Below are 20,074 nucleotides of genomic sequence, written 5' to 3'. Positions count from 1 at the left end.
GCGGGTCGCCTGTGGCCGCCATTCGCGCATGCCTCGGCCGGCGTTGTCTGCGGCGGTGTTGTCTGCCGCAGTGTTATCTGCCGTATTGCCAAGCATGCTTTCCGACTCGTGCTGCCACCACGTATCCAGAAAGAACTCGGCATTCTAGCCCGATCGTCGCCCGTTCGCAAGCCACGGCCCCAAGGGGCCGCCTGGGGGGCTTGCCCTCGGCGCAGGATCACATCCGTCCCTGTTCCGCCATCGACAGCGCGGCGCCCCCGGCGATGATCAGGTGGTCCAGCAGCCGTACGTCCACCAGCGCCAGCGCCTGCTTCAGGTGGCGGGTGAGGCGCTCGTCGGCTTCGCTGGGAATCGCCAGGCCGGAGGGATGGTTATGCGCCAGGATCAGCGCGGCGGCGTGATGGCGCAGGGCGTCGCGCACGACTTCACGGGGATAGACCGAAGCCTGCGACAGCGTGCCCCGCGCGACTTCGCCGGTGGCGATCAGCCGCAGGCGGTTGTCCAGGTAGAGCGCAATGCAGTACTCGATGTCGTAATGGCCGAGCAGGGCGACGCAGTATTGCTTGACGCGGTTGGGCTGGTCCAGCGCGCAGCCTTCCACCAGGTCTTCGCGCATGGCGCGGCGCGCCAGTTCCAGCACGCTCAACAATTGGCAGATCTTGGCGCTGCCCAGGCCGTGGACCTGTTCCAGCGTGTCCGCGCCGGCGCGGAACAGCCCGCGCAGGCCGCCGAAATGGCCCAGGACGTCGTGCGCCAGGGCAAGCACCGGACGCCCGGACGTGCCGGTGCGCAGCACGACGGCCAGGAGCTCGGCGTCGGTCAGCACGCAGGCGCCATGGCGCAGCAGCCGTTCGCGGGGGCGTTCCGTGTCCGTATCCGATGGCTTGGGCGTGGGCATGAGGGCAACTCCTGGCATGGCGCGGCGGGGTAATGCGAAGGCACCCGCGCGCCTGGGACTAAAATGGGGGATTCAGCCCGATACGGTGGCATATCTTGAGCACCGCCATGCCCAGCACGAACGTTTTTGTCCGTCCGGATTCCTACCTCACCCTGCACTACCGCATCGTCCTCGCCTCCGGGCCGGGCGAAGGGTCCGTTTTCGCCGATACCTTCACCGGCCGTCCGGCCACGCTGCAACTGGGAACGGGCCAGTGGGCGCCCGGCATGGAAGCCGCGCTGCTGGAACAGGCCGAAGGCAGCAGTTTCAGCGTGACGCTGCCGCCGGCACAGGCCTACGGCGATCGCAACCCCGAGCTGATTCAGCGCGTCAGCCGCGCCATGCTGGCCGAGCATGCCGGCGCGGACGCCGGCTTCGAGCCGGGCGATCTGGTGGAATTCCAGGCGCCCAACGGTGGCCGCTATTCGGGCGTGCTGAAGTCCCTGGACGATGACGGCGCCTTGTTCGACTTCAATCATCCATTGGCGGGCACGGCGCTGCGGCTGGATGTCCAGATTCTCGGGGTGCTCTGATGACCGCGACTTCCCGCTCCGTGACGGCTCCGCAGGCCGAAGTGCTGCTGGCCCAGCCGCGCGGCTTTTGCGCCGGCGTGGACCGCGCCATCGAGATCGTCGAACGTGCCCTCGAACTGCACGGCGCCCCGATCTACGTGCGCCACGAAATCGTCCACAACCGCTATGTCGTCGCGGACCTGCGCGGCAAGGGCGCGATCTTCATCGATGAACTCGACGACGCCCCTGCCGGCGCCATCGTGGTGTTTTCGGCGCACGGCGTATCCAAGGCGGTGCGTGCCGAGGCCGAACAGCGTGGCCTGCGCGTCTTCGACGCCACGTGTCCGCTGGTGACCAAGGTCCACGTGGAAGTCGCGCGGATGCGCGCGGCGGGCCGCGAGATCGTCATGATCGGCCACAAGGGACATCCGGAAGTGGAAGGTACGCTGGGGCAGTCCAGGGACGGCATGTACCTGGTCGAGACGGTGGAAGACGTGCACGCCCTGCGGGTCGCCGATCCTGAACAGCTTGCCTTCGTGACCCAGACGACGCTGTCGGTGGACGACGCGGCGGCAGTCGCGGCGGCGCTGCGTTCGCGTTTTCCCACCATCATCGAACCGCGCAAGAGCGACATCTGCTACGCGACGCAAAACCGCCAGGACGCCGTCAAGGTGCTGGCGCCGGAATGCGATCTGGTGCTGGTCGTGGGCAGCACCAACAGTTCGAACTCCAACCGGCTGCGCGAAGTCGCCGAACGCAAGGGCGTGACCGCCTACCTCGTCGACGGCGCTGAGGCCATCGATCCTTCGTGGCTGCAAGGCCGCAAGCGCATCGGCATTACCGCGGGCGCATCGGCCCCGGAGATCCTGGTGCGCCAGGTAATCGATCGCGTCAAGGAGCTGGGTGCCGTGTCGGTCAGGACCATGCCGGGCCTGGAAGAGAACGTGGCGTTTCCGCTGCCCAGGGGGCTGGCGCGCAAGCCCGCCGAATCCGACCAGCCGCCGCGCTGAACGGCCATCCCCCAAGGAGCCCGCATGCAGCTTTATAGTTATTTCCGCAGTTCGGCCGCCTACCGGGTGCGTATCGCGCTGAACCTGAAGGGATTGGCGTATGACTATGTGCCGGTGCATTTGCTCAAGGACGGCGGCCAGCAGCTCCAGCCCGAATACCTGCGGCTGAATCCCCAGGCGATGGTGCCGACGCTGGTCGACGGCTCGGCCGTGCTGACGCAATCCATGGCCATCATCGAATACCTGGAAGAAACCCACCCGCAGCCGCCGCTACTGCCTTCCACGCCGATTGCGCGGGCGCGGGTGCGTGCCCTGGCGCAGGGAATTTCCTGCGACATTCATCCGCTGAACAATCTGCGCGTGCTGCGTTACCTGAAGAAAGAACTGGATGTACCGGACGCGGCGCGCGACGCCTGGTACCGGCACTGGGTGCAAACCGGCCTGCTCGCGCTGGAGCATATGCTGGCCGATTCGCCCGACACGGGCGTGTATTGCCATGGCGATAGCCCGACGCTGGCCGACGCCTGCCTGGTGCCGCAGCTGTTCAATGCGCGGCGGCTGGATTGCGACCTGTCGGCCATGCCGGTCATCGCGCGCATCGATGCGGCTTGCCGCGCCTTGCCGGCCTTCGAGCAGGCCGCGCCGGAAAACCAGCCCGACGCGGCTTAGGTGGTCCCGTCCGGCGCTGCCTCAGGTCACCGGCGCCGGATTGAACAAGGCCAGCGCATTGTGCAGCCGCAGTGCCTCGGCACAGCTCTTCTTGCGGCCGCTGGCCACGTCCAGCATGGTATGGAACAGTTCCCAGCCGACATCGGCGATCGTTGCCTCGCCGGTCGCGATGCGGCCGGCGTTCACGTCCATCAGGTCCTGCCAGCGGCGTGCCAGGTCATTGCGCGTCGCTACCTTGATGACCGGCACCTCGGCCAGCCCATAGGGGGTGCCGCGGCCCGTCGTGAATACGTGCAGGTTCATGCCGGCCGCCAGTTGCAGCGTGCCGCAGATGAAGTCGCTGGCCGGCGTGGCGGTGTACACCAGGCCCTTGGACGCGAGCTTTTCGCCCGGCGCGACCACGCCTGAGATCGCCGAGCGGCCGGATTTCGCGATCGATCCCATGGCTTTCTCGACAATGTTCGACAGGCCGCCTTTTTTGTTGCCCGGCGAGGTGTTCGCGCTGCGATCGGCATTGCCGCGCGCAAGATAGGCGTCGTACCAAGCCATCTCGCGGATCAGGGCCTGCGCCACCTCCGGCGTGGCCGCGCGCGCCGTCAATTGCGCAATGCCATCGCGCACTTCAGTGTTCTCCGAAAACATGACGGTCGCGCCCGCGCGAACCAGCAGGTCGCTGGCATAACCGACCGCCGGATTCGCGGTGATGCCCGAGAACGCATCGCTGCCGCCGCATTGCACGCCCACCACCAGGTCCGAGACGGGGCATTCGACGCGACGTCGCGCGTCCAGTCTGGCCAGGTGGCGCTCGGCGGTCCGCATGATGGACGCCACCATCGATTCGAATCCGACGTGCGCCTCGTCCTGCAGGGTGACCGTATCGACGCGGTTGCCGCCGCCCGCGATGGGGATGCTGCCCGGCGGCATCAGGCGGTCCGGCTGCAGCTTCTCGCATCCCAGGCTGACCATCATGGCGGTACCGCCGAAGTTCGGATTGAGCGCGATATTGCGCAGCGTGCGGATGGGGATCACGGCATCCGGCGCGTCGATGGCGACGCCGCAGCCATAGGTATGTTCCAGCCCCACCACGTCGTCCACGTTCGGATATCGCGGCAGTAGTTCGGCGCGGATGCGCTTGACGGCGTGCTCGACCACGCCGGACACGCATTGGACCGTGGTGGTAATGGCCAGGATATTGCGGGTGCCCACCGAGCCGTCGGCGTTGCGATAGCCCTGGAAGGTGTAGCCTTCCAGGGGTTCGGGTTGCGGCGGGACGCGCGTGGAGATCGGCAATCGATCCAGCGCGGGCGGCTCCGGCAGGGTGGTGACCCGTTCGTTGACCCAGCTGCCGCGCGGCAGGGGCTGGGCGGCGTAGCCGATCACGACGCCATAGCGCACGATGGCGTCTCCCTCCGCGAGATCGCGCAACGCGACCTTGTGCCCTTGCGGGATGGCCTCGCGCAGGGCCAGTCCATCGGCGAACACGGCGCCGGCGGGCAAGCCGCCGTCGTTCACGACAATCGCGACATTGTCGTCGTCATGGATGCGTATATAGAGAGGATTTCGCGGCTCGGACATGGCGTCGGTATGAAAGTGGCGGCTAAACGGTGCGATGGCGGAATTGATGTTTGTCATCGTACAACGTATTCCTCTAACTTGTCAGCCAAGTTGGATTTTGTGGCGGACAAGTAGCTGTTCCAAAAAGCGCTGGCAACTCGGGCATGTATGTTGTACGATAACGTATAACTTCTTACCCGCCTCGCAACTCTCCAGTACCGCCCCACAATGACCACGCCGCTAGAACTGAAGCAAATCATCTCGGAAGGCCTGTTGTCCTTCCCCATCACGGACTTCGACGAGCAGGGCGACTTCCGTCCGCGTACCTATATCGAGCGCCTGGAATGGCTCGCGCCGTATGGCGCCAGCGCGCTGTTCGCGGCCGGGGGCACCGGCGAGTATTTTTCCCTGGCGCCCGCCGAATACGCGGATGTCATCCGTACCGCGGTCGACACCTGCGCCGGCAAGGTTCCGATCCTGGCCGGGGCGGGCGGGCCGACCCGCACGGCGATCGCCTACGCGCAGGAAGCCGAGCGGCTAGGCGCAAAGGGCATCCTGTTGATGCCGCATTACCTGACGGAAGCCAGCGCGGACGGCATCGCCGAACACGTCGAGCAGGTGTGCAAGTCGCTGAAGATCGGCGTCATCGTGTACAACCGCGCCAATTCGCGCCTGGGCCCGGACCATCTGCGCCGCGTCGCCGACCGCTGTCCGAACCTGATCGGTTTCAAGGATGGCGTGGGCGATATCGAAAACATGGTGCGCGTGCGCCGCGCCATGGGGGACCGTTTCGCCTACCTGGGCGGCCTGCCCACCGCCGAAGTCTATGCGGCGGCCTATAAGGCGCTGGGCGTGCCGGTGTATTCCTCGGCCGTATTCAACTTCATCCCGAAGACCGCGATGCAGTTCTATCGCGCCATCGCCGCCGACGATCACGCCACCGTCGGCAAATTGCTGGATGAATTCTTCCTGCCGTATCTGGAGATCCGCAACCGGCGCGCCGGCTACGCGGTCAGTATCGTCAAGGCCGGCGCGCGCCTGGTCGGCCGCGACGCGGGCCCCGTGCGCGCGCCGCTGACGGACCTGACGGAAGAGGAAAGCGCCATGCTGGACGCGCTGATCCGCAAGCTCGGACCGCAGTAAGCGCAATCGGCCGGCTATGGCAAAGGGCCTGCTTCACGGGAAGCAGGCCCTTATGCTTTGCGGGCGGCTTCGGCAATGTGGAGCCCAGATGGGATCACCTATGGCCCGTTGGATCACCGGGCCATAGGGTCACTGACGCTTGTTGCGATTCAGCGCCACCTGGCCCAGGACGGCCAGGTCGTGGTCGCCCAGTCCCTGGTCGATGGCCTCGCGCATGCTCGCCGCGACGACATCCGCCAAGGGCAGGGAGGCGCCCGCCTCCCGCGCGGCTTCCTGCGCCAGGGACACGTCCTTCAATCCCAGACGCGCCCGGAAACTCGCCGGCTCGTAGCTGCCCTTGGTCATCAAGGCGCCATAACCCGTGTGCACCGGGCCCGGCAGGATGGTGCTGGTCAGCAAGTCGACCAGCGTACCGGTACCGATGCCGTAGGCGTTGGCCAGGGCGGCGCCTTCCGCCAAGGCCTCCACGGCGCTGGTCAGGATGAAATTCGCCGTCAGTTTCATGGCGTTGGCGGTATACGGCGTATCGCCCAGCATCACCGTCTTGTGACCGACCAGTCCAAAGAGCGGCTCGACGATGCGCACCGCGCCGGCTTCGCCAGCGACCAGCAGCGTCAGCTTGGCGGCGGCGGCCGCGTCGGGCCTGCCCATCACGGGCGCGGCAACATAGCCCACACCCTGTGCCGCGTGGGCATCGGCCAGCCTGCGTGCCGCCGGGATGGAGATGGTGGCCATGTTGACGTGGACGGTACCCTTGCGCATGCGGGACAGCGCGCCGCCATCCAGGAACACCTGTTCGACGGACCGGTCGTCGGCCAGCATGCTGAACACGACATCCGCTTCGCAGGCTTGTGCCGCGTTGTCGGCCACGCGTGCGCCCAGTTCGCGCAGCGGCGCGGCGGCTTGCGCCGAGCGGTTCCAGACGGTCAGCGTGTGTCCGCCCTTGATGAGATTGGCCGCGATCGCGCGGCCCATATTGCCCAGACCAATGAATCCGATATGCATGGCGATGCCTCGAAGCAGGAGGGCCGGCGATCAGGCGCCGCCCGTGTATTCCTGCCCGAGATATTCGTAGGCTTCGGTGTTCACATGGGAAACGCGCCATTCCACCGGCTGGCGGTGATAGGAATAGGCCACGCGGCGAATCTGCAGCAGCGGTTCGCCCTCCGGAACGCCCAGCCACTGCGCGTGGATGGCGCTGGCGCGGCAGGTCCGCAGGCGTTCATCGGTTGCGATGACATTCACGCCGAACATGTCCTGGTAGAGACTATACAAGGTGCTCGGCCGTTCGCGCAGGTGGCGTTCCGTCATGCCGGGAAACAGCGTTTCCGGCAGGCTGACTTCATCGAACATCACGACATCGCCGTGCAGGGACAGCACGTTATTGAATTCGAAGACATGGCCGCCGGCGGGCAGGCCCAGTTTTTCCCGCACCAGCGGCGTCGCCCGGACGCGGCGAAAGCGCGTCAGCTCGGTGGTGGGATAGGATTTATCGCCGTCCTGCCGGACGATGCGGAAGAACTTGAAGAAATGGGAATTGCGCGTGTGGACGGCGACGTAGGTGCCACGGCCCTGGTGGCGCACGAGGATATTCTCCGCGGCCAGCTCGTCAACCGCCTTGCGCAGCGTGCCGATGGATACGCCGAACCGCTCGGCCAGGATTTTCTCTGGCGGAATGGCCTCGCCCTGCTTCCACTCTCCGTGAGCCAGCGCGGTCAGCATTGCCTTTTTGACCTGTTCGTAGAGCGGGCTGCCCAATGGCACTGCCGAGGACGGCTGATGATTCATATCGCTTCCAGAATGATGGCGCGGAATTGTAAGGCGAGGTCCGGATTCGGCTCGTGGTGGATATTATATATATGATTTATATGAATACACCGCAAGCGCGTTACACGCAATAGCGCGGCTCATGGCGCCGCGCGTGGCGCCCCGTCAGACGTCCGCCTCCGTTTTCCGCGGCGCGTCTCCCGTCGCGCCACGCGCCCGCAGGCCGCGCCGCAGCTCCTCGATATAAGGCAGCAATTCCAGCACGACGGCCGCCAGCAGGACGAAAGCCACGTAGCCAGTGGGAAGCGGGGGATCCTTCCATTGCACATCCCAGCGCGCCGCCTCGGACCCCAGCCCGACCAGCGCGAGGAATTGCGGCCAATGAAGCACTGCGACCAGCATGCCCGCCGCCAGCGGCAGCAATTCCAGGAAGCTGTGTACGTGCTGTTCGAACGGCCCGATGTGGCGGCACCGGCTCGCATAGCTCACGTCCCAGAGCGCGGTGGCTTCATGCGCGATGAAGGCCAGGATCATCGCCAGGAACACCAGGGCGTTGACCTGCAGGAACAGGCAGGCAAGCAGGGGGATGCCGATTTCCGCGAACATCAGCAGGTGAAGCGCCGATTCCTTGGGTCCGGCCGTGTGCGCGATATCGGTACGGCGGTGGCAAAGGTAATCCGCGACGCCGGCGGCGATCCACAACGGCATGATGAAGTACATCAGGATGCGCAGCGCGGCATCCCCGGTGTCCTGCATTTCGTTTCCCATGTCCGATCCTTGCGGTTGTTCGCTTTGCGGCGAGCGGCCACGGCGGCGGCCGCATTGCCGTTCAGCAGGTCCTATGCCATTGGGGTTGCCTGGCGATGCTCCACGGTGGCGCGCATGCGGCTTGCTGCGTCAGGCGCGAGTCGCATCGCCGATGCGCCGCCCGGCCGGCCCGCGCCGCGTCCGGCGTCCGCGCCCTATCCGCGCCATTTGCAAGGAGTCATTCATGAAAGCTGTCGTATTCCACGGGATCGGGGACATCAGACTGGACGATGTACCGGATCCCCAACTGAAAGAAGACACCGATGCCATCGTCCGGCTGGTGGCCAGTGCCATATGCGGCACCGACCTGCATTTCATCCGCGGAACGATGGAAGGGGTGAAGCCGGGGACGATCCTGGGCCATGAGGGCGTGGGCATCGTAGAGCAGGTCGGCCCCGGCGTCCGCAACCTGGAGGTGGGCGACCGCGTCGTGATTCCGTCCACCATCGCTTGCGGATATTGTTCGTATTGCCGTGCCGGCTATTACGCGCAATGCGACAACGCCAACCCTCATGGGAAATCCGCGGGCACCGCCTTCTATGGGGGGCCCGACCAGACCGGGAGCTTCAACGGCCTGCAGGCCGAGAAGGCGAGAATCCCCTACGCGCACGTCAATCTGCTCAAGCTCCCGGACGAGATCGACGATGAGCGGGCGATCATGCTCTCCGATATTTTTCCCACGGGATATTTCGGGGCCGACCTGGCGCAGATCGAACCCGGCCGCGCGGTGGCGGTGTTCGGGTGCGGCCCGGTGGGGCAATTCGCGATTGCGTCGGCCAAGTTGATGCACGCCGGGCGCATCTTCGCCATCGATGCCGTACCGGATCGCCTGGCCATGGCGCGGGCGCAGGGCGCCGAAACCATAGACTTCAATGCAGAGGACCCGGTCCAGACCCTCAAACGCCTGACAGGCGGCATCGGCGTGGATCGCGCCATCGACGCAGTGGGGGTGGATGCGGTTCACCCGCATGACGGTCCCGCCTCCAAGCCGGACGAGAATGCCGCCAAGGAGGCGCAGTCGCGCCAGACGGCGCCGCATGCGCATCCCCAAGGGAAAAACTGGGTACCTGGAGATGCGCCGGCCCAGGCTTTGGACTGGGCCGTGCAGGCGCTGGCCAAGGCCGGAACGCTGGCCATCATCGGCGTGTATCCGCCCACCGACAACCTATTCCCCATCGGGATGGCGATGAACAAGAACCTGACGGTGCGCATGGGCAACTGCAATCACCGCAAGTACATTCCCTTGCTGATCGAGCTGGTGCGGTCGGGCCGGGTGGATCCGGCGGCCATCCTGACGAAGCGCGAGCCGCTTTCATCCGTCATCGATGCCTACAAGGCGTTCGACACCCGGCAGCCGGGATGGATGAAGGTAGAGCTTGCGCCGGTGGCGTAGTCGATAAGGAGAACCCCATGAAGCCACGCACGAATAACGCGATTACCGGCCGCATCGCGGTCGCCCTGTCCGGCGCCGCGTTGTGCGCCGCGAGTCCCGCGTGGGCCGCCCCGCACGCGGCCAGGATGCTTATTGCCCAGGCCGACCACGGCGCGGGCGGGCAGGGCGGCGGCTCTACCGGCGGCGGGCAATGGAAGCATCCGGAGTCCGGTTCTACCAGCCCCGAGGGCTCCAGCGCGACCGGGCCGGGAGCAGCCCAGGGGCAGAAACGCGATGCGACGCCCGCAACCGGCCGGCCTCCCGCCACCGGCCGCGCGGACGACGACATGCAAGGACACCACGGCAGCGATACGCCGCCCGGCAGCGAAGGCGCCTCATCGCGAGGCGGGATGGGCAGGAACGACGGCGCGAAGGGCAGCGCGGCCAACAGCGACAAGGGGCCCGGCCATCGTGGCCCGGACACCAAGCCCGGCCATTGAAATCCCTGGCATCGCGTCAACGCGGCCGCTTCATTGCGGCCGCATTCCGGCGTAGTACTTCGCCAGCGCGGCCGTGTCCTGCGCGCTCAACCGCTTGGCGATATCACGCATGGTCCCCAGGTCGTCGTTGGTGCGCTGGCCATTGCGAAACGCCTCCAATTGACCGGAGATATAGGCTTCAGGCTGGGCGGCCAGGCGCGGCAGACTGGGGCCTTCGCCCTCGCCATTGGCGCCATGGCAATTCGCGCAGGCGGCCAGCGCCAGGCCGTTGTCTCCGAAACCATGCAGGCGCTGGCCTCGGTCGGCCGGATTCGCGGCCGGCGCGGCGATCGCCGGCGCCGGCAGGCTGCCGTAGTAGCGCGCCACCGCCGCGATGTCCTGGTCGTTCAATCCCTTGGCAATGCCCGTCATGATGGGGTGCTGGCGCGTGCCGTCGCGATAGTCCAGCAATTGCTTGGCGATATACGCGGGCGGTGTGCCTGCCAGGATGGGAAACACCGTCCCGGCCGCGGGTACGCCTTGCGCACCATGGCAGGACGCGCAGGCCGCGACGCCGGCCGACGGCTTGCCGGCGTTCGCCAGCGCGGCGTCGATCGGTGCGTTGGCATCCTGAGCCAGCAGCTGTTCCCAGCGTGCCTGGGGGAACGAGAAATCCGTGGCCTTGCGCGGCGGCGGCGCCGGCGGAGCGGCGGCAGCCTGCGGTGCGGGCGCGCCGGGCGCCGCGGCCTGCGGCGGCGTCTTGGGGGCGGGCGCCGATTCGCTGGCGGCTTTCCCGGCGCCGGGCGACGGCGGATTCTCGCGATGCGGCGGAATGCGGAACAGCGACGATACGCCGGCGACCAGCACGATGAACGCCGCGCCGACCGTCGCGGCGCCTTTGGCAAGCGCGGCCATGTTCGCGTTCATATTTTCACCAGCGGGCCGGGAGCTTTCAGGTAATCGCGCTTGACGGCATCGACGATCCAGTACGCGGTGGCGCCGACCGTGCCCGTGGGGTTGTAGCAGGAGTTCTGCGGGAACAGCGACGCGCCCGTGACGAACACGTTGGGGACGTCCCAGCATTGCCCGTACCGGTTGACCACGCTGGTGCGCGGGTCCGCGCCCATCGCGGCCCCGCCGGTCAGGTGCGTGGACTGGTAGCTGGCTGAGGTATAAGGCCGGCTGCGCGGCGCGGGTTCGGTATGAACGACGCCGCGCATCGCCTTGCCGATCTCGTCGCCCTTCGCGGTGACGAAGCGCGACATGCGGATGTCATTGTCCGGGAAGTCGTAGGTAATGCGCAGCAGGGGCTGGCCCCAGGCATCCTTGTACGTAGGGTCGAGGTCCAGGTAGCTGCCGCGCGTTGGCAGCGCCGATCCCGTAATGGTGATGGGTATGGCGTGGTTGTAGTAGCGCTTGACGGCCTTCTTCCACTCGCCACCCCAGTTCGGCGTACCCGACGGCACGGGATGGTTGCTGATTGGCGTGCCGCTGACCACCTGGATCTGGATATACGCGCCGCCGACGAAGCCCTGCGGGCCATGGTCGAAGTTATCCGTACAGAAGTCGTCCATCGTCACCGCCACGGCGCCGGCACCCATGAAGGGATTGATCGGCGTCTTCTCGTCGAAAAAGAGCCCCACGCCGGACGTGGTCTGGTGCGTGTAGTTGCGTCCCACCACGCCTTCGTTGGTCTTGGGGTCGTAGGGTTTGCCGATCTTCGAAAGCAACAGCAGCCTGACGTTGTTGATGCTGAACGCGCACAGGAACACCAGTTCGGCCGGCTGGAATACTTCCTCTCCCGCTTCATCGACGTAGGTCACGCCGGTCGCGCGCTTCCTGTCCCGGTCCAGCTCCACGCGCAGCACGTGCGCACCGGTGCGCACTTCGAAGTTGCTCAGCTTCATCGCCACCGGCAGGATGCACACCTGCGGGGAAGCCTTGGCGAAATGTTCGCATCCGTAGTTGGAGCAGAAGCCGCAGTACACGCAGGCGTTCATATGCAGCCCTTCGGAATTGACGTATGGGCGTGTGCACAACGCCGAGGGCTGAACGTAGGGGTGGTAGCCCAGCGAGCGTGCCGCGTCGCCGAACAGCGCCGGCGCGTAGGGCACTTTCATCGGCGGGTTGGGGTAGGGGTTCGAACGCCAGGGCTCGAACGGGTTTCCGCCTTCCTGCTTCCGGCCCTTCAGGTTGCCCGCGAAACCCGAGGCACCGATCAGGCGGTCGAAGCGATCGTAGAAGGGTTCCAGTTCCTCGTAGCGTACCGGCCAATCCTGCGCGGTGATGTCTTCATCGAAAATGTTGGCGCCGTACTTGCCGGTGTAGTGCGATCGCAGCTGGAATTCGACTTCGTCGAAGCGGTAGTAGGCGCCGGACCAGTGATTGCCGGCGCCGCCCAGATGCGTGCCGGGATAGGCGAACGCCCAGCGCCGCATCGGCAAAGCGGTCTGGTTGATATTGTTCCGGAAGGTGAAGGTCTCCGTGGCGGCGTTCTGGTGCAGAGCGTGCCTGCGGACGTACTTGACCTCGTCATGCACCATGGGGCCCTGGAAATCCGGGGAAGGCCAGCGCGGCTGGCCGCGCTCCAGCATGACGACCTTCTGGCCGTTGGCCGCCAATTCCTTGCCGATGATCGAGCCGGTCCAGCCGCCGCCCACGATGGCGACGTCCACGGAGGGAAGTGTACGGGTCATGCGGTCTCCTTCGCGCCGGTGCCCAGATCGCTGCGTGGGCGGGGCACATCGCGCGGGGCATCCCGCTTCATCGGGGCCACCGGCTGGCCATTCATTTTCATATCGTGGACGGGGCTGTTCGCGATGGAGACCGGGGGGCGCACGAAGGCCACGCCGTGCCGTTCGATGTCGTTCGAATAACTGGCGTAGGCGCCAGGAAACTGCACCAGCTTCCAGCCCACCATATCGCGGTTGCCGCCGTGGATGGGATCGCAGAAGAATCCCTCGACCGTGGTGTCCATCAGCGCGGCGAAGAAGATCGCCGAGGGCAGCGGCGAAAAGTCCAGCTTGCCGGTTTCCATGAGTGTCAGCGTTTCATCCTGCGCCGCGGCGTCCAGTTCGGCGAAGGACTTGCCGTTGCGGCTTTGCCGCACGGCTTGCGCCAGGCGCGCCAGACCGGTGCGGAACATCTGCGCGGGTGTGTACGAAAGCTGATACCCCTGCTGCGGCGTGCCCGCCGCGAACGGCCCGGATTGATAAAACTGGTCGCCGGCGCCCCACGCGCCGGCCAACTGCTGATCGATGTATGCCGTCACGCCCGCCTCGCGCGCGCCGGGACCGAGCTCGTCGGTCGGAATCAGCCGCGCGACGATCGCGTCCATCAGGGCGGCCTCTTCGGTATTGAAGAATTTCCAGGTGGGGTTGGCCGCCGCCTGCGCCGCAGTCGCGGCAGGCGCGGCGGCATCGTGCGGCTGACCGTCCGCCGCCGATACCTTGCCCGTCAGCGCGGCGGCCGGCAGCCCGACGGTAATCGCCTTCAGTACCTGCCGGCGCGATGCGGGGTCGACGGTCTTGGGTTTCATGCGGCCTCTCCGTGCAAAGAGCCGCTCGGACTGCAACTGTTATGCCCATGGCCGACGGAAAGGGCGGCCGGTCGGGGAGGCCATGCGAGCGCGCCGGCCGCCCGACGGGCCATGCCCGGGGACGTGTGGGTCGATACGGCCTGGGGGGGCGATGCGCGGCGGAGCCGCCGATGCAAGGAACGCCGACGGATGAGTAGGTGCGGGAATGAGGCCGGCTACCTGCCGTCCTTGCGCCATTCCCGGTACAGGGCCGGCATCCGTTCCAGCGCATAGGCCGCGGCGGCTTTCCGGATGCCATGCCTGCCGCCGTCGAAGTTGCGCGTCTCCGCGTACACCGCCGGCGCCGCATCGGCCGGACTGGCCTTGAAGACCCAGGCGTAGCATTGTGTGCCGGGGGGCAGTCCGTCATCCGTGCCGTCGGCCAGCCCGGTATTGGCGATTGCCACATTGGCGGGACTGCGGGCGGCGGCGCCCATGGCCATTTCGCGCGCAATCGCTTCGCTGGTGAGATTGTGCGTGTCCAGGATGCGTTGCGACAGGCCCAGGCAGCGCCGCTTGGCGTCCGGGGAATAGACGACGAAGGCGCAGTCCAGCAGTGCTCCTGCCCCGGGTATATCGGCCAGGATGCTGGCGATCAGGCCGGCCGTGCAGGATTCGGCGGTTACCAGCGTCAGATCGTTGTCGCGCATGAATACGGCGACGCGTTCGATGGTATTCATGATGGTTTCCTCCCTGCCCATGCGCGAGCAACCTCCGGACCCGGGTTCGGAGGTTGCTTAAGGATGGGCTGACGGACGCGGCGCCGGAGCTGGCGCATGGCAGGCGCCGCGCCCGCACAAGGAGAAAGCCCCATGGATATTCAATGGAAAGACATCATTGCGTTCAGCATGTCGCCCGCCGAACTCGCGATCCGTGGCACGTTGATCTATTGGTTCATTTTTATTCTGATGCGCGTGGCGGGACGCCGGGACGTCGGCTCGCTGGGCATGGCGGACCTGCTGGTGGTGGTGCTGATCGCCGACGCCGCGCAAAATGCCATGGCCGGCGAGTACAAATCGGTGCCGGACGGCATGGTGCTGATCGCCACGATCGTCTTCTGGAGCGTAGTCATCGACCGCCTGGCCTATGCGTGTCCGGCCTTGCGGCCTTTCCTTATCCCGCCCAAGCTGTGCGTCGTGAAGGACGGCCAGATGCAAAAACGCGCAATGCGGCGCGAAAGCATTACCGTCGACGAGCTGAGCAGCGAACTGCGGCAGAAGGGCATCGAGGACATATCGCAGGTGCGCCGCGCGTACATCGAACCGGATGGTTCGGTCAGCGTGATCAAGCGGGCCGGGCAGTAGGCGGGCCGCAAAGCGCTGGGCAGCAAAAGCAAAAGGCCAACCCCTATGGGTTGGCCTTTTCGGATCTGGTGCCGGCAATAGGAGTCGAACCTACGACCTTCGCATTACGAATGCGCTGCTCTACCAACTGAGCTATGCCGGCTGAAAGATATCGCGGCCGGGTTGCCCCTGCATGCGCACCGTATGCGCAACCGACTGCGCAATTACTGTCCACATCTACCGCCACATCTACTTGCGTTTACCGCTGGCGATTCGACGATGTCATACGGAGACATCTTGAACCGCTTCCAGGATGGCTGTCCCGGAAAAGACCGAGATCATATCAGAGTTTTTGGATGCGCGGAAAGTGCCCCGATGCCCCGCAGGCGGGCCCCGTTCGGATGGTGCGGTCGCCGTTCCGACATGCGCCGCGGCGACATGCGGGCGGTCGTTCGCAGGCGGTCGCGGGTAATCCCTGATACGAGTAGTGTGATATATCAGAGTATTATCACTTGCGTTTTAGTGATCGATATTCATGGCTCGACATTCCATCCAGCTTCCCAGGCAGGACACCGCCGCGCCGCCCGCCGCGGGCAGCCGTGCGTCTTCCGGCGCCGCGCTGCGCGAGCTCGCCTATGCCGAGATCAAGCGGCGCATCATTTCGTGCGAATTCCGCCCTGGCGAGGCCATCAACGAATCCCAGGTGGGCGCCTTGCTCGGCCTGGGCCGCACGCCGGTACACCAGGCGCTGCACCGCCTGGAAAGCGACGGCCTGGTGTCCATCCTGCCGCGCAAGGGCGTGCTGGTGGCGCCGCTCTCGCTCAACGAAGTGCTGGATATGATCGAGGTCCGGCTGAGCAACGAGCTGCTGTGCGTGACGCTGGCCGCCGAACGCGCCCACGGCAGCGACATCCATGCCATGCGCGACATCGTCGAGCGTTCCGCCGCGCTGCTGGAGCACCGTGACATCAACGGGCTGATGCAGCTGGACCTGAAGTTCCACAACGCGATATCGGCCGCGTCGCGCAACCGCGTGCTGGCCGAATTGCTGCGCGGATTGCATGAAAAGCAGGCGCGCTTCTGGTTTTTGTCCTTGCAGGATCCCGGACACCTCGCCAACGTCTACCACGAGCACATGGCCGTGCTGGACGCGCTGGAGCGCCGCGACATCCCGGGCGCGCGCGAGGCTATCCGTGCCCACATCGACGAATTCCGCAAGAACATCATCCGCTCCATCTGAAGCCGGGGCGCGAACTTTCATCGCGGTCCGTGCGGCCGCAGCATCAAACGAGGTTTATCGCCATGCCGCAATTGAATTTCCACGTCGCCGGGCTGGGCGACCGCGCCATCCTCATCGACCGCCTGGTCATTGCCGGCTGGGCTGGCCGCGACGCGGCGGCCGTGCAGCACCATATCCGCGAGTTGCAGGAAATCGGCGTGAAACCGCCGTCGACCGTGCCCTGCTATTACCCGCTGGCGGCATCGCTGTTCACCACCGACGAGGAAATCGAAGTCCCGCGCGCGGATTCCTCCGGCGAGGTCGAGGCCGTGCTGTTGTCCACGCCCGACGGCCTGCTGGTCGGCATCGGTTCGGACCACACCGATCGCAAGGTCGAGGCCTACGATGTAACCGTCTCCAAGCAAATGTGCGCCAAGCCAGTCAGCCGGGAGCTGTGGCGTTTCGAGGAGGTGGCGGGCCATTGGGATCAATTGGTGTCGCGTACCTGGCGGGTTCGCGACGGCCAGCGGGCGCTGTACCAGGAAGGCCCCATGACCAGCCTGCGCGATCCGCGCGAGCTGGCGGAAAAATATGCGGGCAAGCCGGGGCTGCCGGTCGGCACCGCCATGTACTGCGGTACGCAGACGGTGATCGGCCAGCTCGGCTATGGCGAGCAGTTCGAGGTCGAACTGCATGATCCCGTGTTGAACCGCAGCCTGCGCCACGCGTACCGCGTGCGCGTCCTGCCTGTTACCGACTGAACCGGCGCCGCCGGAAAAGGATCCATCCATGCAGACCATCAAGCAATTGCAGGCCGACCTGCAGGCCGGGCGCACCACCAGCGAGAAATTGGTCGAACAGTGCCTGGCAGCCATCGAGTCGTATCGCAAGGCGGGCGGGGCGGCGTATCTGCACGTCGACGCCGATGCCGCGCTGCAGGCGGCGCGCGCCAGCGATGCCGCGCGCCGCGCGGGCAATGTCCCTTCGCCCATCGCCGGTCTGCCTGTTTCGATCAAGGACTTGTTCGACGTGCGCGGCCAGGTGACGTCGGCGGGCTCGCGCGCGCTGGCGTCGTCCGCCCCGGCCGCCGATGACGCCGTTGCCGTGGCCCGGCTGCGCGCCGCCGGCGCGGTGTTGGTCGGTCGCACCAACATGAGCGAATTCGCGTTTTCCGGATTGGGCTTGAATCCCCACTACGGCACCCCGCGCGCACCTCACGACGAATCCCGCGTTGCCGGCGGCTCCACGTCGGGCGGCGCGGTCAGTGTGGCCAAGGGCATGGCCGTCGCGACGCTCGGCACGGATACCGGCGGCTCCATCCGTATCCCGGCTGCCTTCTGCGGCCTGACGGGTTTCAAGCCGACCTCGCATCGTGTGCCGCTGCAAGGCGGCGTGCCGCTGTCGCGCACCCTGGATTCCGCCGGGCCGCTGGCCAACTCGGTCGACTGCTGCGCCAGCCTGGATCGCGTCCTGAGCGGCGACACCCTGGACACGCGACCGGCGTCTTTGAAGGGATTGCGTCTGTACGTGACGCGGGATTTCGTCTTCGACGGCGTGGATGCCGCCGTGGCGGCCGCTTTCGAATCGGCGGTGTCGCGCCTGTCCGCGCATGGGGCGCAGATCGTCCCCTTCGAATTCCCGGAGCTGCACCAGTTGCCCACCATCAACGGCGGCGGCGGTTTCACGGCGGCCGAAGCCTGGCATTGGCATCGGCAACTGCTGGCGGACAAAGGGCAGGAATACGACCAGCGGGTGGCCATGCGCATCCGCCGCGGCGAGAAACAGTCCGCGGCCGACTACATCACCCTCTTCGACGAGCGCGCGCGGCTGATGGCGGTGGCCGCGGACCGCCTGCGGGATGCCGATGCATGGCTGATGCCGACCGTCGCCGTGCCGCCGCCGCGCGTCGACGACCTGGGCACGGACGAGGCGTTCTTCGCGACCAATGCACTGGTCCTGCGCAATACCAGCGTGATCAATTTCCTGGATGGCTGCGGCGTGTCGCTGCCGACGGGGCAGCCCGGCATCGGCCTGGCGGTCTGCGGACTTCGGGGTGCGGACGCGCGCATCCTCCAGGTGGCGGGCGCGATCGAACCTGCCTTGAACTGAATCAACATCATCCCCGCCGCGGGGCGGGGCTATCCACTCGTTCACTCACGGAGCATTTCCATGTCGTCCACCGTTACCCCGGCGCAGGGTGGGGCCTCCGCGCCGTTTCCGGCGGAGCGCACGCTCGCGTATCGAAAGATCGCCACGCGCCTGATCCCCTTCCTGGTTTTCCTGTTCGTGCTGGCGTGGATAGACCGCGTCAATATCGGCTTCGCCAAGCTGCAGATGCTGCAGGATCTGCAGTTCAGCGAAACGGTCTATGGCCTGGGCGCCGGCATTTTCTTCATCGGCTACTTCCTGTTCGAAGTGCCCAGCAATCTGCTGCTGGAGAAAATCGGCGCGCGCCGGACCCTGGCGCGCATCACCATCCTGTGGGGGCTGGCTTCCATGGCGATGATTTTCGTCAAGACGCCCACGCAGTTCTACGTGATGCGCTTCCTGCTGGGCGTATTCGAGGCCGGCTTCTTTCCCGGCGTGGTGCTGTACCTGACGTACTGGTTCCCGTCGGATCGCCGCGCCCGGATCAACGGGTATTTCATGACCTCGTTCGCCATCGCCGGTGTGGTCGGCGGCCCGGTCGCCGGCTTCGTCATGAGCGTCATGTCCAATGTCGAAGGATTGGCCAACTGGCAATGGCTGTTCCTGATCGAAGGCATTCCTTCCGTGCTGGCCGGTTTCGCCGTGCTGGCCTGGTTGCCCGAAAAGCCCGCCGACGCCAAGTGGCTGAATGACAGCGAACGCGCGATCGTGGCACGCGACCTGGAGGCGGACCGGCGCGACCCGGCCAAGCATTCGTCGCTGCGCGAAGCCTTCAACGGGCGGGTATGGCTGTGCGCGCTGATCTATTTCTGCATCGTCAGCGGCAATGCCACCATCGCGTTCTGGACGCCGTCCATCATCAAGGAACTGGGCGTGCAGGGCAACTTCCACATCGGCCTGGTATCGGCGATTCCCTTCATCCTGGGCACCGTCGCCATGGTGATGAACGGCATCCATTCCGACCGCACCGGCGAACGCCGCATGCATAGCGTGCTGGCCAGCCTGGCCGCGGCCATCGGCCTGGTATTGACGGGCTATTTCCTGGGCAGTCCGGTCGCGGCGATGTATGCGCTCTCCTTCGCCGCCATCGGCATCCTGGCCGCCTTCCCGGTGTTCTGGTCGCTGCCTGCTGCCTTCCTTACCGGCACCGCCGCGGCGGGCGGCATCGCGCTGATCAACTCCGTCGGCAACCTTGCCGGCTTTGCCGCACCGTACCTGATGGGCTGGCTCAAGGACAAGACCGGCAGCCTCGCTTCGGGCCTGTATAGCGTCGGCCTGATGGAGCTCTGCGCGGCCTTGCTGGTGCTGTTTTTCATCAGGATCAAGCGCGACGCGCCGCGCACATAACGACGAGAGAAGTGGGATTTGCACTGCCCAAAAAAATCATGATATAGTCTCGCTTCTCTAACAGATCCCCGATAGCTCAGTCGGTAGAGCGACGGACTGTTAATCCGCAGGTCGCTGGTTCGAGCCCAGCTCGGGGAGCCAAATTCGTTAGAGAATCAAGCAGTAAAAAAGTAGTTAAAACCGCCCAAGCTGGCGGTTTTTTCTTTATGCGCGCACCGCCCTGATCGGCGGTTTTTGTCGAGACGATCCG

General features: G+C 65.9%; 20 protein-coding genes and 2 tRNA genes. 12 read left to right on the top strand and 10 right to left on the bottom strand.

Translation table 11 applies throughout. From position 1 onward, the window contains the following. Window positions 1–217: 217 nt before the first annotated feature. Window positions 218–898, bottom strand: coding sequence for a RadC family protein (gene radC / locus ACO1P8_RS08500; RefSeq protein WP_486295447.1), 681 nt, complete (start codon window positions 896–898; stop codon window positions 218–220). Between the two features lie 107 nt (window positions 899–1,005). Here radC and ACO1P8_RS08495 point away from each other — a divergent pair, with 107 nt between their 5' ends. The 3 genes from ACO1P8_RS08495 to maiA are packed head-to-tail and all read left to right on the top strand — an operon-like array spanning window position 1,006 to window position 3,128. After that, window positions 1,006–1,470 carry an FKBP-type peptidyl-prolyl cis-trans isomerase gene (locus tag ACO1P8_RS08495; RefSeq protein ID WP_486295446.1) on the top strand — a complete coding sequence of 155 codons (465 nt, stop codon included), beginning with the start codon at window positions 1,006–1,008 and terminating at the stop codon, window positions 1,468–1,470. Then, window positions 1,470–2,459 (top strand): 4-hydroxy-3-methylbut-2-enyl diphosphate reductase, encoded by a 990-nt coding sequence (ispH, locus tag ACO1P8_RS08490; RefSeq protein WP_486295445.1) that lies wholly within the window; start codon window positions 1,470–1,472, stop codon window positions 2,457–2,459. The genes ACO1P8_RS08495 and ispH overlap by 1 nt, the downstream gene beginning before the upstream one ends. Before the next feature lie 24 nt (window positions 2,460–2,483). Then, the gene (gene maiA / locus ACO1P8_RS08485; protein WP_486295444.1) at window positions 2,484–3,128 is read left to right on the top strand and encodes a maleylacetoacetate isomerase; all 645 of its coding nucleotides are present in this window, start codon (window positions 2,484–2,486) and stop codon (window positions 3,126–3,128) included. A gap of 21 nt (window positions 3,129–3,149) precedes the next feature. On the opposite strand, the gene garD is transcribed toward maiA, so the two are convergent. After that, window positions 3,150–4,703, bottom strand: a complete 1,554-nt coding sequence (gene garD / locus ACO1P8_RS08480) for a galactarate dehydratase (protein ID WP_486295466.1) — start codon at window positions 4,701–4,703, stop codon at window positions 3,150–3,152. Window positions 4,704–4,910: 207 nt separating this feature from the next. Here garD and kdgD point away from each other — a divergent pair, with 207 nt between their 5' ends. Next, window positions 4,911–5,825 (top strand): 5-dehydro-4-deoxyglucarate dehydratase, encoded by a 915-nt coding sequence (gene kdgD / locus ACO1P8_RS08475; RefSeq protein WP_094842893.1) that lies wholly within the window; start codon window positions 4,911–4,913, stop codon window positions 5,823–5,825. Between the two features lie 129 nt (window positions 5,826–5,954). Here the strand turns inward: kdgD and ACO1P8_RS08470 are convergent, their stop codons facing one another. The 3 genes from ACO1P8_RS08470 to ACO1P8_RS08460 form a co-directional block, all read right to left on the bottom strand. Then, window positions 5,955–6,830, bottom strand: coding sequence for an NAD(P)-dependent oxidoreductase (locus ACO1P8_RS08470; RefSeq protein WP_486295443.1), 876 nt, complete (start codon window positions 6,828–6,830; stop codon window positions 5,955–5,957). 30 nt (window positions 6,831–6,860) lie between these two features. Next, complete coding sequence (locus ACO1P8_RS08465; protein WP_094842891.1) at window positions 6,861–7,613, bottom strand: GntR family transcriptional regulator; 753 nt, start codon at window positions 7,611–7,613, stop codon at window positions 6,861–6,863. Between the two features lie 144 nt (window positions 7,614–7,757). Continuing rightward, window positions 7,758–8,360 carry a diguanylate cyclase gene (locus tag ACO1P8_RS08460; RefSeq protein ID WP_486295442.1) on the bottom strand — a complete coding sequence of 201 codons (603 nt, stop codon included), beginning with the start codon at window positions 8,358–8,360 and terminating at the stop codon, window positions 7,758–7,760. 223 nt (window positions 8,361–8,583) lie between these two features. Between ACO1P8_RS08460 and ACO1P8_RS08455 the strand changes: the two genes are divergently transcribed. Both ACO1P8_RS08455 and ACO1P8_RS08450 read left to right on the top strand, forming a co-directional pair. After that, window positions 8,584–9,792 (top strand): zinc-dependent alcohol dehydrogenase, encoded by a 1,209-nt coding sequence (locus ACO1P8_RS08455; RefSeq protein ID WP_486295441.1) that lies wholly within the window; start codon window positions 8,584–8,586, stop codon window positions 9,790–9,792. Between the two features lie 17 nt (window positions 9,793–9,809). Then, a complete protein-coding gene (locus ACO1P8_RS08450) occupies window positions 9,810–10,271 on the top strand; it encodes a hypothetical protein (RefSeq protein WP_486295440.1) in 462 nt (153 codons plus the stop codon). Between the two features lie 30 nt (window positions 10,272–10,301). Here the strand turns inward: ACO1P8_RS08450 and ACO1P8_RS08445 are convergent, their stop codons facing one another. The 4 genes from ACO1P8_RS08445 to ACO1P8_RS08430 all read right to left on the bottom strand — a co-directional run bounded on the left by ACO1P8_RS08445 (window position 10,302) and on the right by ACO1P8_RS08430 (window position 14,507). Further along, entirely contained in the window at window positions 10,302–11,177 is an 876-nt protein-coding gene (locus ACO1P8_RS08445) for a c-type cytochrome (protein ID WP_486295439.1), read from the bottom strand. Continuing rightward, the gene (locus ACO1P8_RS08440; RefSeq protein WP_486295438.1) at window positions 11,174–12,946 is read right to left on the bottom strand and encodes a GMC family oxidoreductase; all 1,773 of its coding nucleotides are present in this window, start codon (window positions 12,944–12,946) and stop codon (window positions 11,174–11,176) included. Before ACO1P8_RS08440 ends, ACO1P8_RS08445 begins: the two co-directional genes overlap by 4 nt. Continuing rightward, on the bottom strand, window positions 12,943–13,788 hold the full coding sequence (locus ACO1P8_RS08435; RefSeq protein ID WP_486295437.1) for a gluconate 2-dehydrogenase subunit 3 family protein: 846 nt from the start codon (window positions 13,786–13,788) through the stop codon (window positions 12,943–12,945). Before ACO1P8_RS08435 ends, ACO1P8_RS08440 begins: the two co-directional genes overlap by 4 nt. Window positions 13,789–14,003: 215 nt before the next feature. Then, the gene (locus ACO1P8_RS08430) at window positions 14,004–14,507 is read right to left on the bottom strand and encodes a CinA family protein (RefSeq protein ID WP_486295436.1); all 504 of its coding nucleotides are present in this window, start codon (window positions 14,505–14,507) and stop codon (window positions 14,004–14,006) included. Window positions 14,508–14,639: 132 nt separating this feature from the next. Here ACO1P8_RS08430 and ACO1P8_RS08425 point away from each other — a divergent pair, with 132 nt between their 5' ends. Then, window positions 14,640–15,131 carry a DUF421 domain-containing protein gene (locus tag ACO1P8_RS08425; RefSeq protein ID WP_486295435.1) on the top strand — a complete coding sequence of 164 codons (492 nt, stop codon included), beginning with the start codon at window positions 14,640–14,642 and terminating at the stop codon, window positions 15,129–15,131. 66 nt (window positions 15,132–15,197) lie between these two features. Here ACO1P8_RS08425 and ACO1P8_RS08420 read toward each other — a convergent pair. Beyond that, window positions 15,198–15,273, bottom strand: a tRNA-Thr gene (locus tag ACO1P8_RS08420). A gap of 372 nt (window positions 15,274–15,645) precedes the next feature. Between ACO1P8_RS08420 and ACO1P8_RS08415 the strand changes: the two genes are divergently transcribed. From ACO1P8_RS08415 to ACO1P8_RS08395, 5 genes are all read left to right on the top strand, one after another. Beyond that, the gene (locus ACO1P8_RS08415; RefSeq protein ID WP_486295434.1) at window positions 15,646–16,350 is read left to right on the top strand and encodes a GntR family transcriptional regulator; all 705 of its coding nucleotides are present in this window, start codon (window positions 15,646–15,648) and stop codon (window positions 16,348–16,350) included. A 62-nt stretch (window positions 16,351–16,412) separates the two neighbouring features. Further along, window positions 16,413–17,090, top strand: coding sequence for a DUF2848 domain-containing protein (locus tag ACO1P8_RS08410; protein WP_486295433.1), 678 nt, complete (start codon window positions 16,413–16,415; stop codon window positions 17,088–17,090). 28 nt (window positions 17,091–17,118) lie between these two features. After that, window positions 17,119–18,438: an amidase gene (locus tag ACO1P8_RS08405; RefSeq protein WP_486295432.1), complete on the top strand. Its 1,320-nt coding sequence runs from the start codon at window positions 17,119–17,121 to the stop codon at window positions 18,436–18,438. Between the two features lie 60 nt (window positions 18,439–18,498). After that, window positions 18,499–19,824 carry an MFS transporter gene (locus ACO1P8_RS08400; protein ID WP_486295431.1) on the top strand — a complete coding sequence of 442 codons (1,326 nt, stop codon included), beginning with the start codon at window positions 18,499–18,501 and terminating at the stop codon, window positions 19,822–19,824. A 65-nt stretch (window positions 19,825–19,889) separates the two neighbouring features. Continuing rightward, window positions 19,890–19,965: transfer RNA gene (locus ACO1P8_RS08395), tRNA-Asn, on the top strand. Window positions 19,966–20,074 lie beyond the last annotated feature (109 nt).

Source organism: Bordetella sp. (genome assembly GCF_057362025.1).
This window is presented reverse-complemented; position numbering and strand designations above follow the sequence as displayed.

Coding starts and splice junctions, on each gene's coding strand:
- radC (WP_486295447.1), bottom strand. CDS start 898: ATGCCCACGCCCAAGCCATCGGATACGGACACGGAACGCCCCCGCGAA.
- ACO1P8_RS08495 (WP_486295446.1), top strand. CDS start 1,006: ATGCCCAGCACGAACGTTTTTGTCCGTCCGGATTCCTACCTCACCCTG.
- ispH (WP_486295445.1), top strand. CDS start 1,470: ATGACCGCGACTTCCCGCTCCGTGACGGCTCCGCAGGCCGAAGTGCTG.
- maiA (WP_486295444.1), top strand. CDS start 2,484: ATGCAGCTTTATAGTTATTTCCGCAGTTCGGCCGCCTACCGGGTGCGT.
- garD (WP_486295466.1), bottom strand. CDS start 4,703: ATGTCCGAGCCGCGAAATCCTCTCTATATACGCATCCATGACGACGAC.
- kdgD (WP_094842893.1), top strand. CDS start 4,911: ATGACCACGCCGCTAGAACTGAAGCAAATCATCTCGGAAGGCCTGTTG.
- ACO1P8_RS08470 (WP_486295443.1), bottom strand. CDS start 6,830: ATGCATATCGGATTCATTGGTCTGGGCAATATGGGCCGCGCGATCGCG.
- ACO1P8_RS08465 (WP_094842891.1), bottom strand. CDS start 7,613: ATGAATCATCAGCCGTCCTCGGCAGTGCCATTGGGCAGCCCGCTCTAC.
- ACO1P8_RS08460 (WP_486295442.1), bottom strand. CDS start 8,360: ATGGGAAACGAAATGCAGGACACCGGGGATGCCGCGCTGCGCATCCTG.
- ACO1P8_RS08455 (WP_486295441.1), top strand. CDS start 8,584: ATGAAAGCTGTCGTATTCCACGGGATCGGGGACATCAGACTGGACGAT.
- ACO1P8_RS08450 (WP_486295440.1), top strand. CDS start 9,810: ATGAAGCCACGCACGAATAACGCGATTACCGGCCGCATCGCGGTCGCC.
- ACO1P8_RS08445 (WP_486295439.1), bottom strand. CDS start 11,177: ATGAACGCGAACATGGCCGCGCTTGCCAAAGGCGCCGCGACGGTCGGC.
- ACO1P8_RS08440 (WP_486295438.1), bottom strand. CDS start 12,946: ATGACCCGTACACTTCCCTCCGTGGACGTCGCCATCGTGGGCGGCGGC.
- ACO1P8_RS08435 (WP_486295437.1), bottom strand. CDS start 13,788: ATGAAACCCAAGACCGTCGACCCCGCATCGCGCCGGCAGGTACTGAAG.
- ACO1P8_RS08430 (WP_486295436.1), bottom strand. CDS start 14,507: ATGAATACCATCGAACGCGTCGCCGTATTCATGCGCGACAACGATCTG.
- ACO1P8_RS08425 (WP_486295435.1), top strand. CDS start 14,640: ATGGATATTCAATGGAAAGACATCATTGCGTTCAGCATGTCGCCCGCC.
- ACO1P8_RS08415 (WP_486295434.1), top strand. CDS start 15,646: ATGGCTCGACATTCCATCCAGCTTCCCAGGCAGGACACCGCCGCGCCG.
- ACO1P8_RS08410 (WP_486295433.1), top strand. CDS start 16,413: ATGCCGCAATTGAATTTCCACGTCGCCGGGCTGGGCGACCGCGCCATC.
- ACO1P8_RS08405 (WP_486295432.1), top strand. CDS start 17,119: ATGCAGACCATCAAGCAATTGCAGGCCGACCTGCAGGCCGGGCGCACC.
- ACO1P8_RS08400 (WP_486295431.1), top strand. CDS start 18,499: ATGTCGTCCACCGTTACCCCGGCGCAGGGTGGGGCCTCCGCGCCGTTT.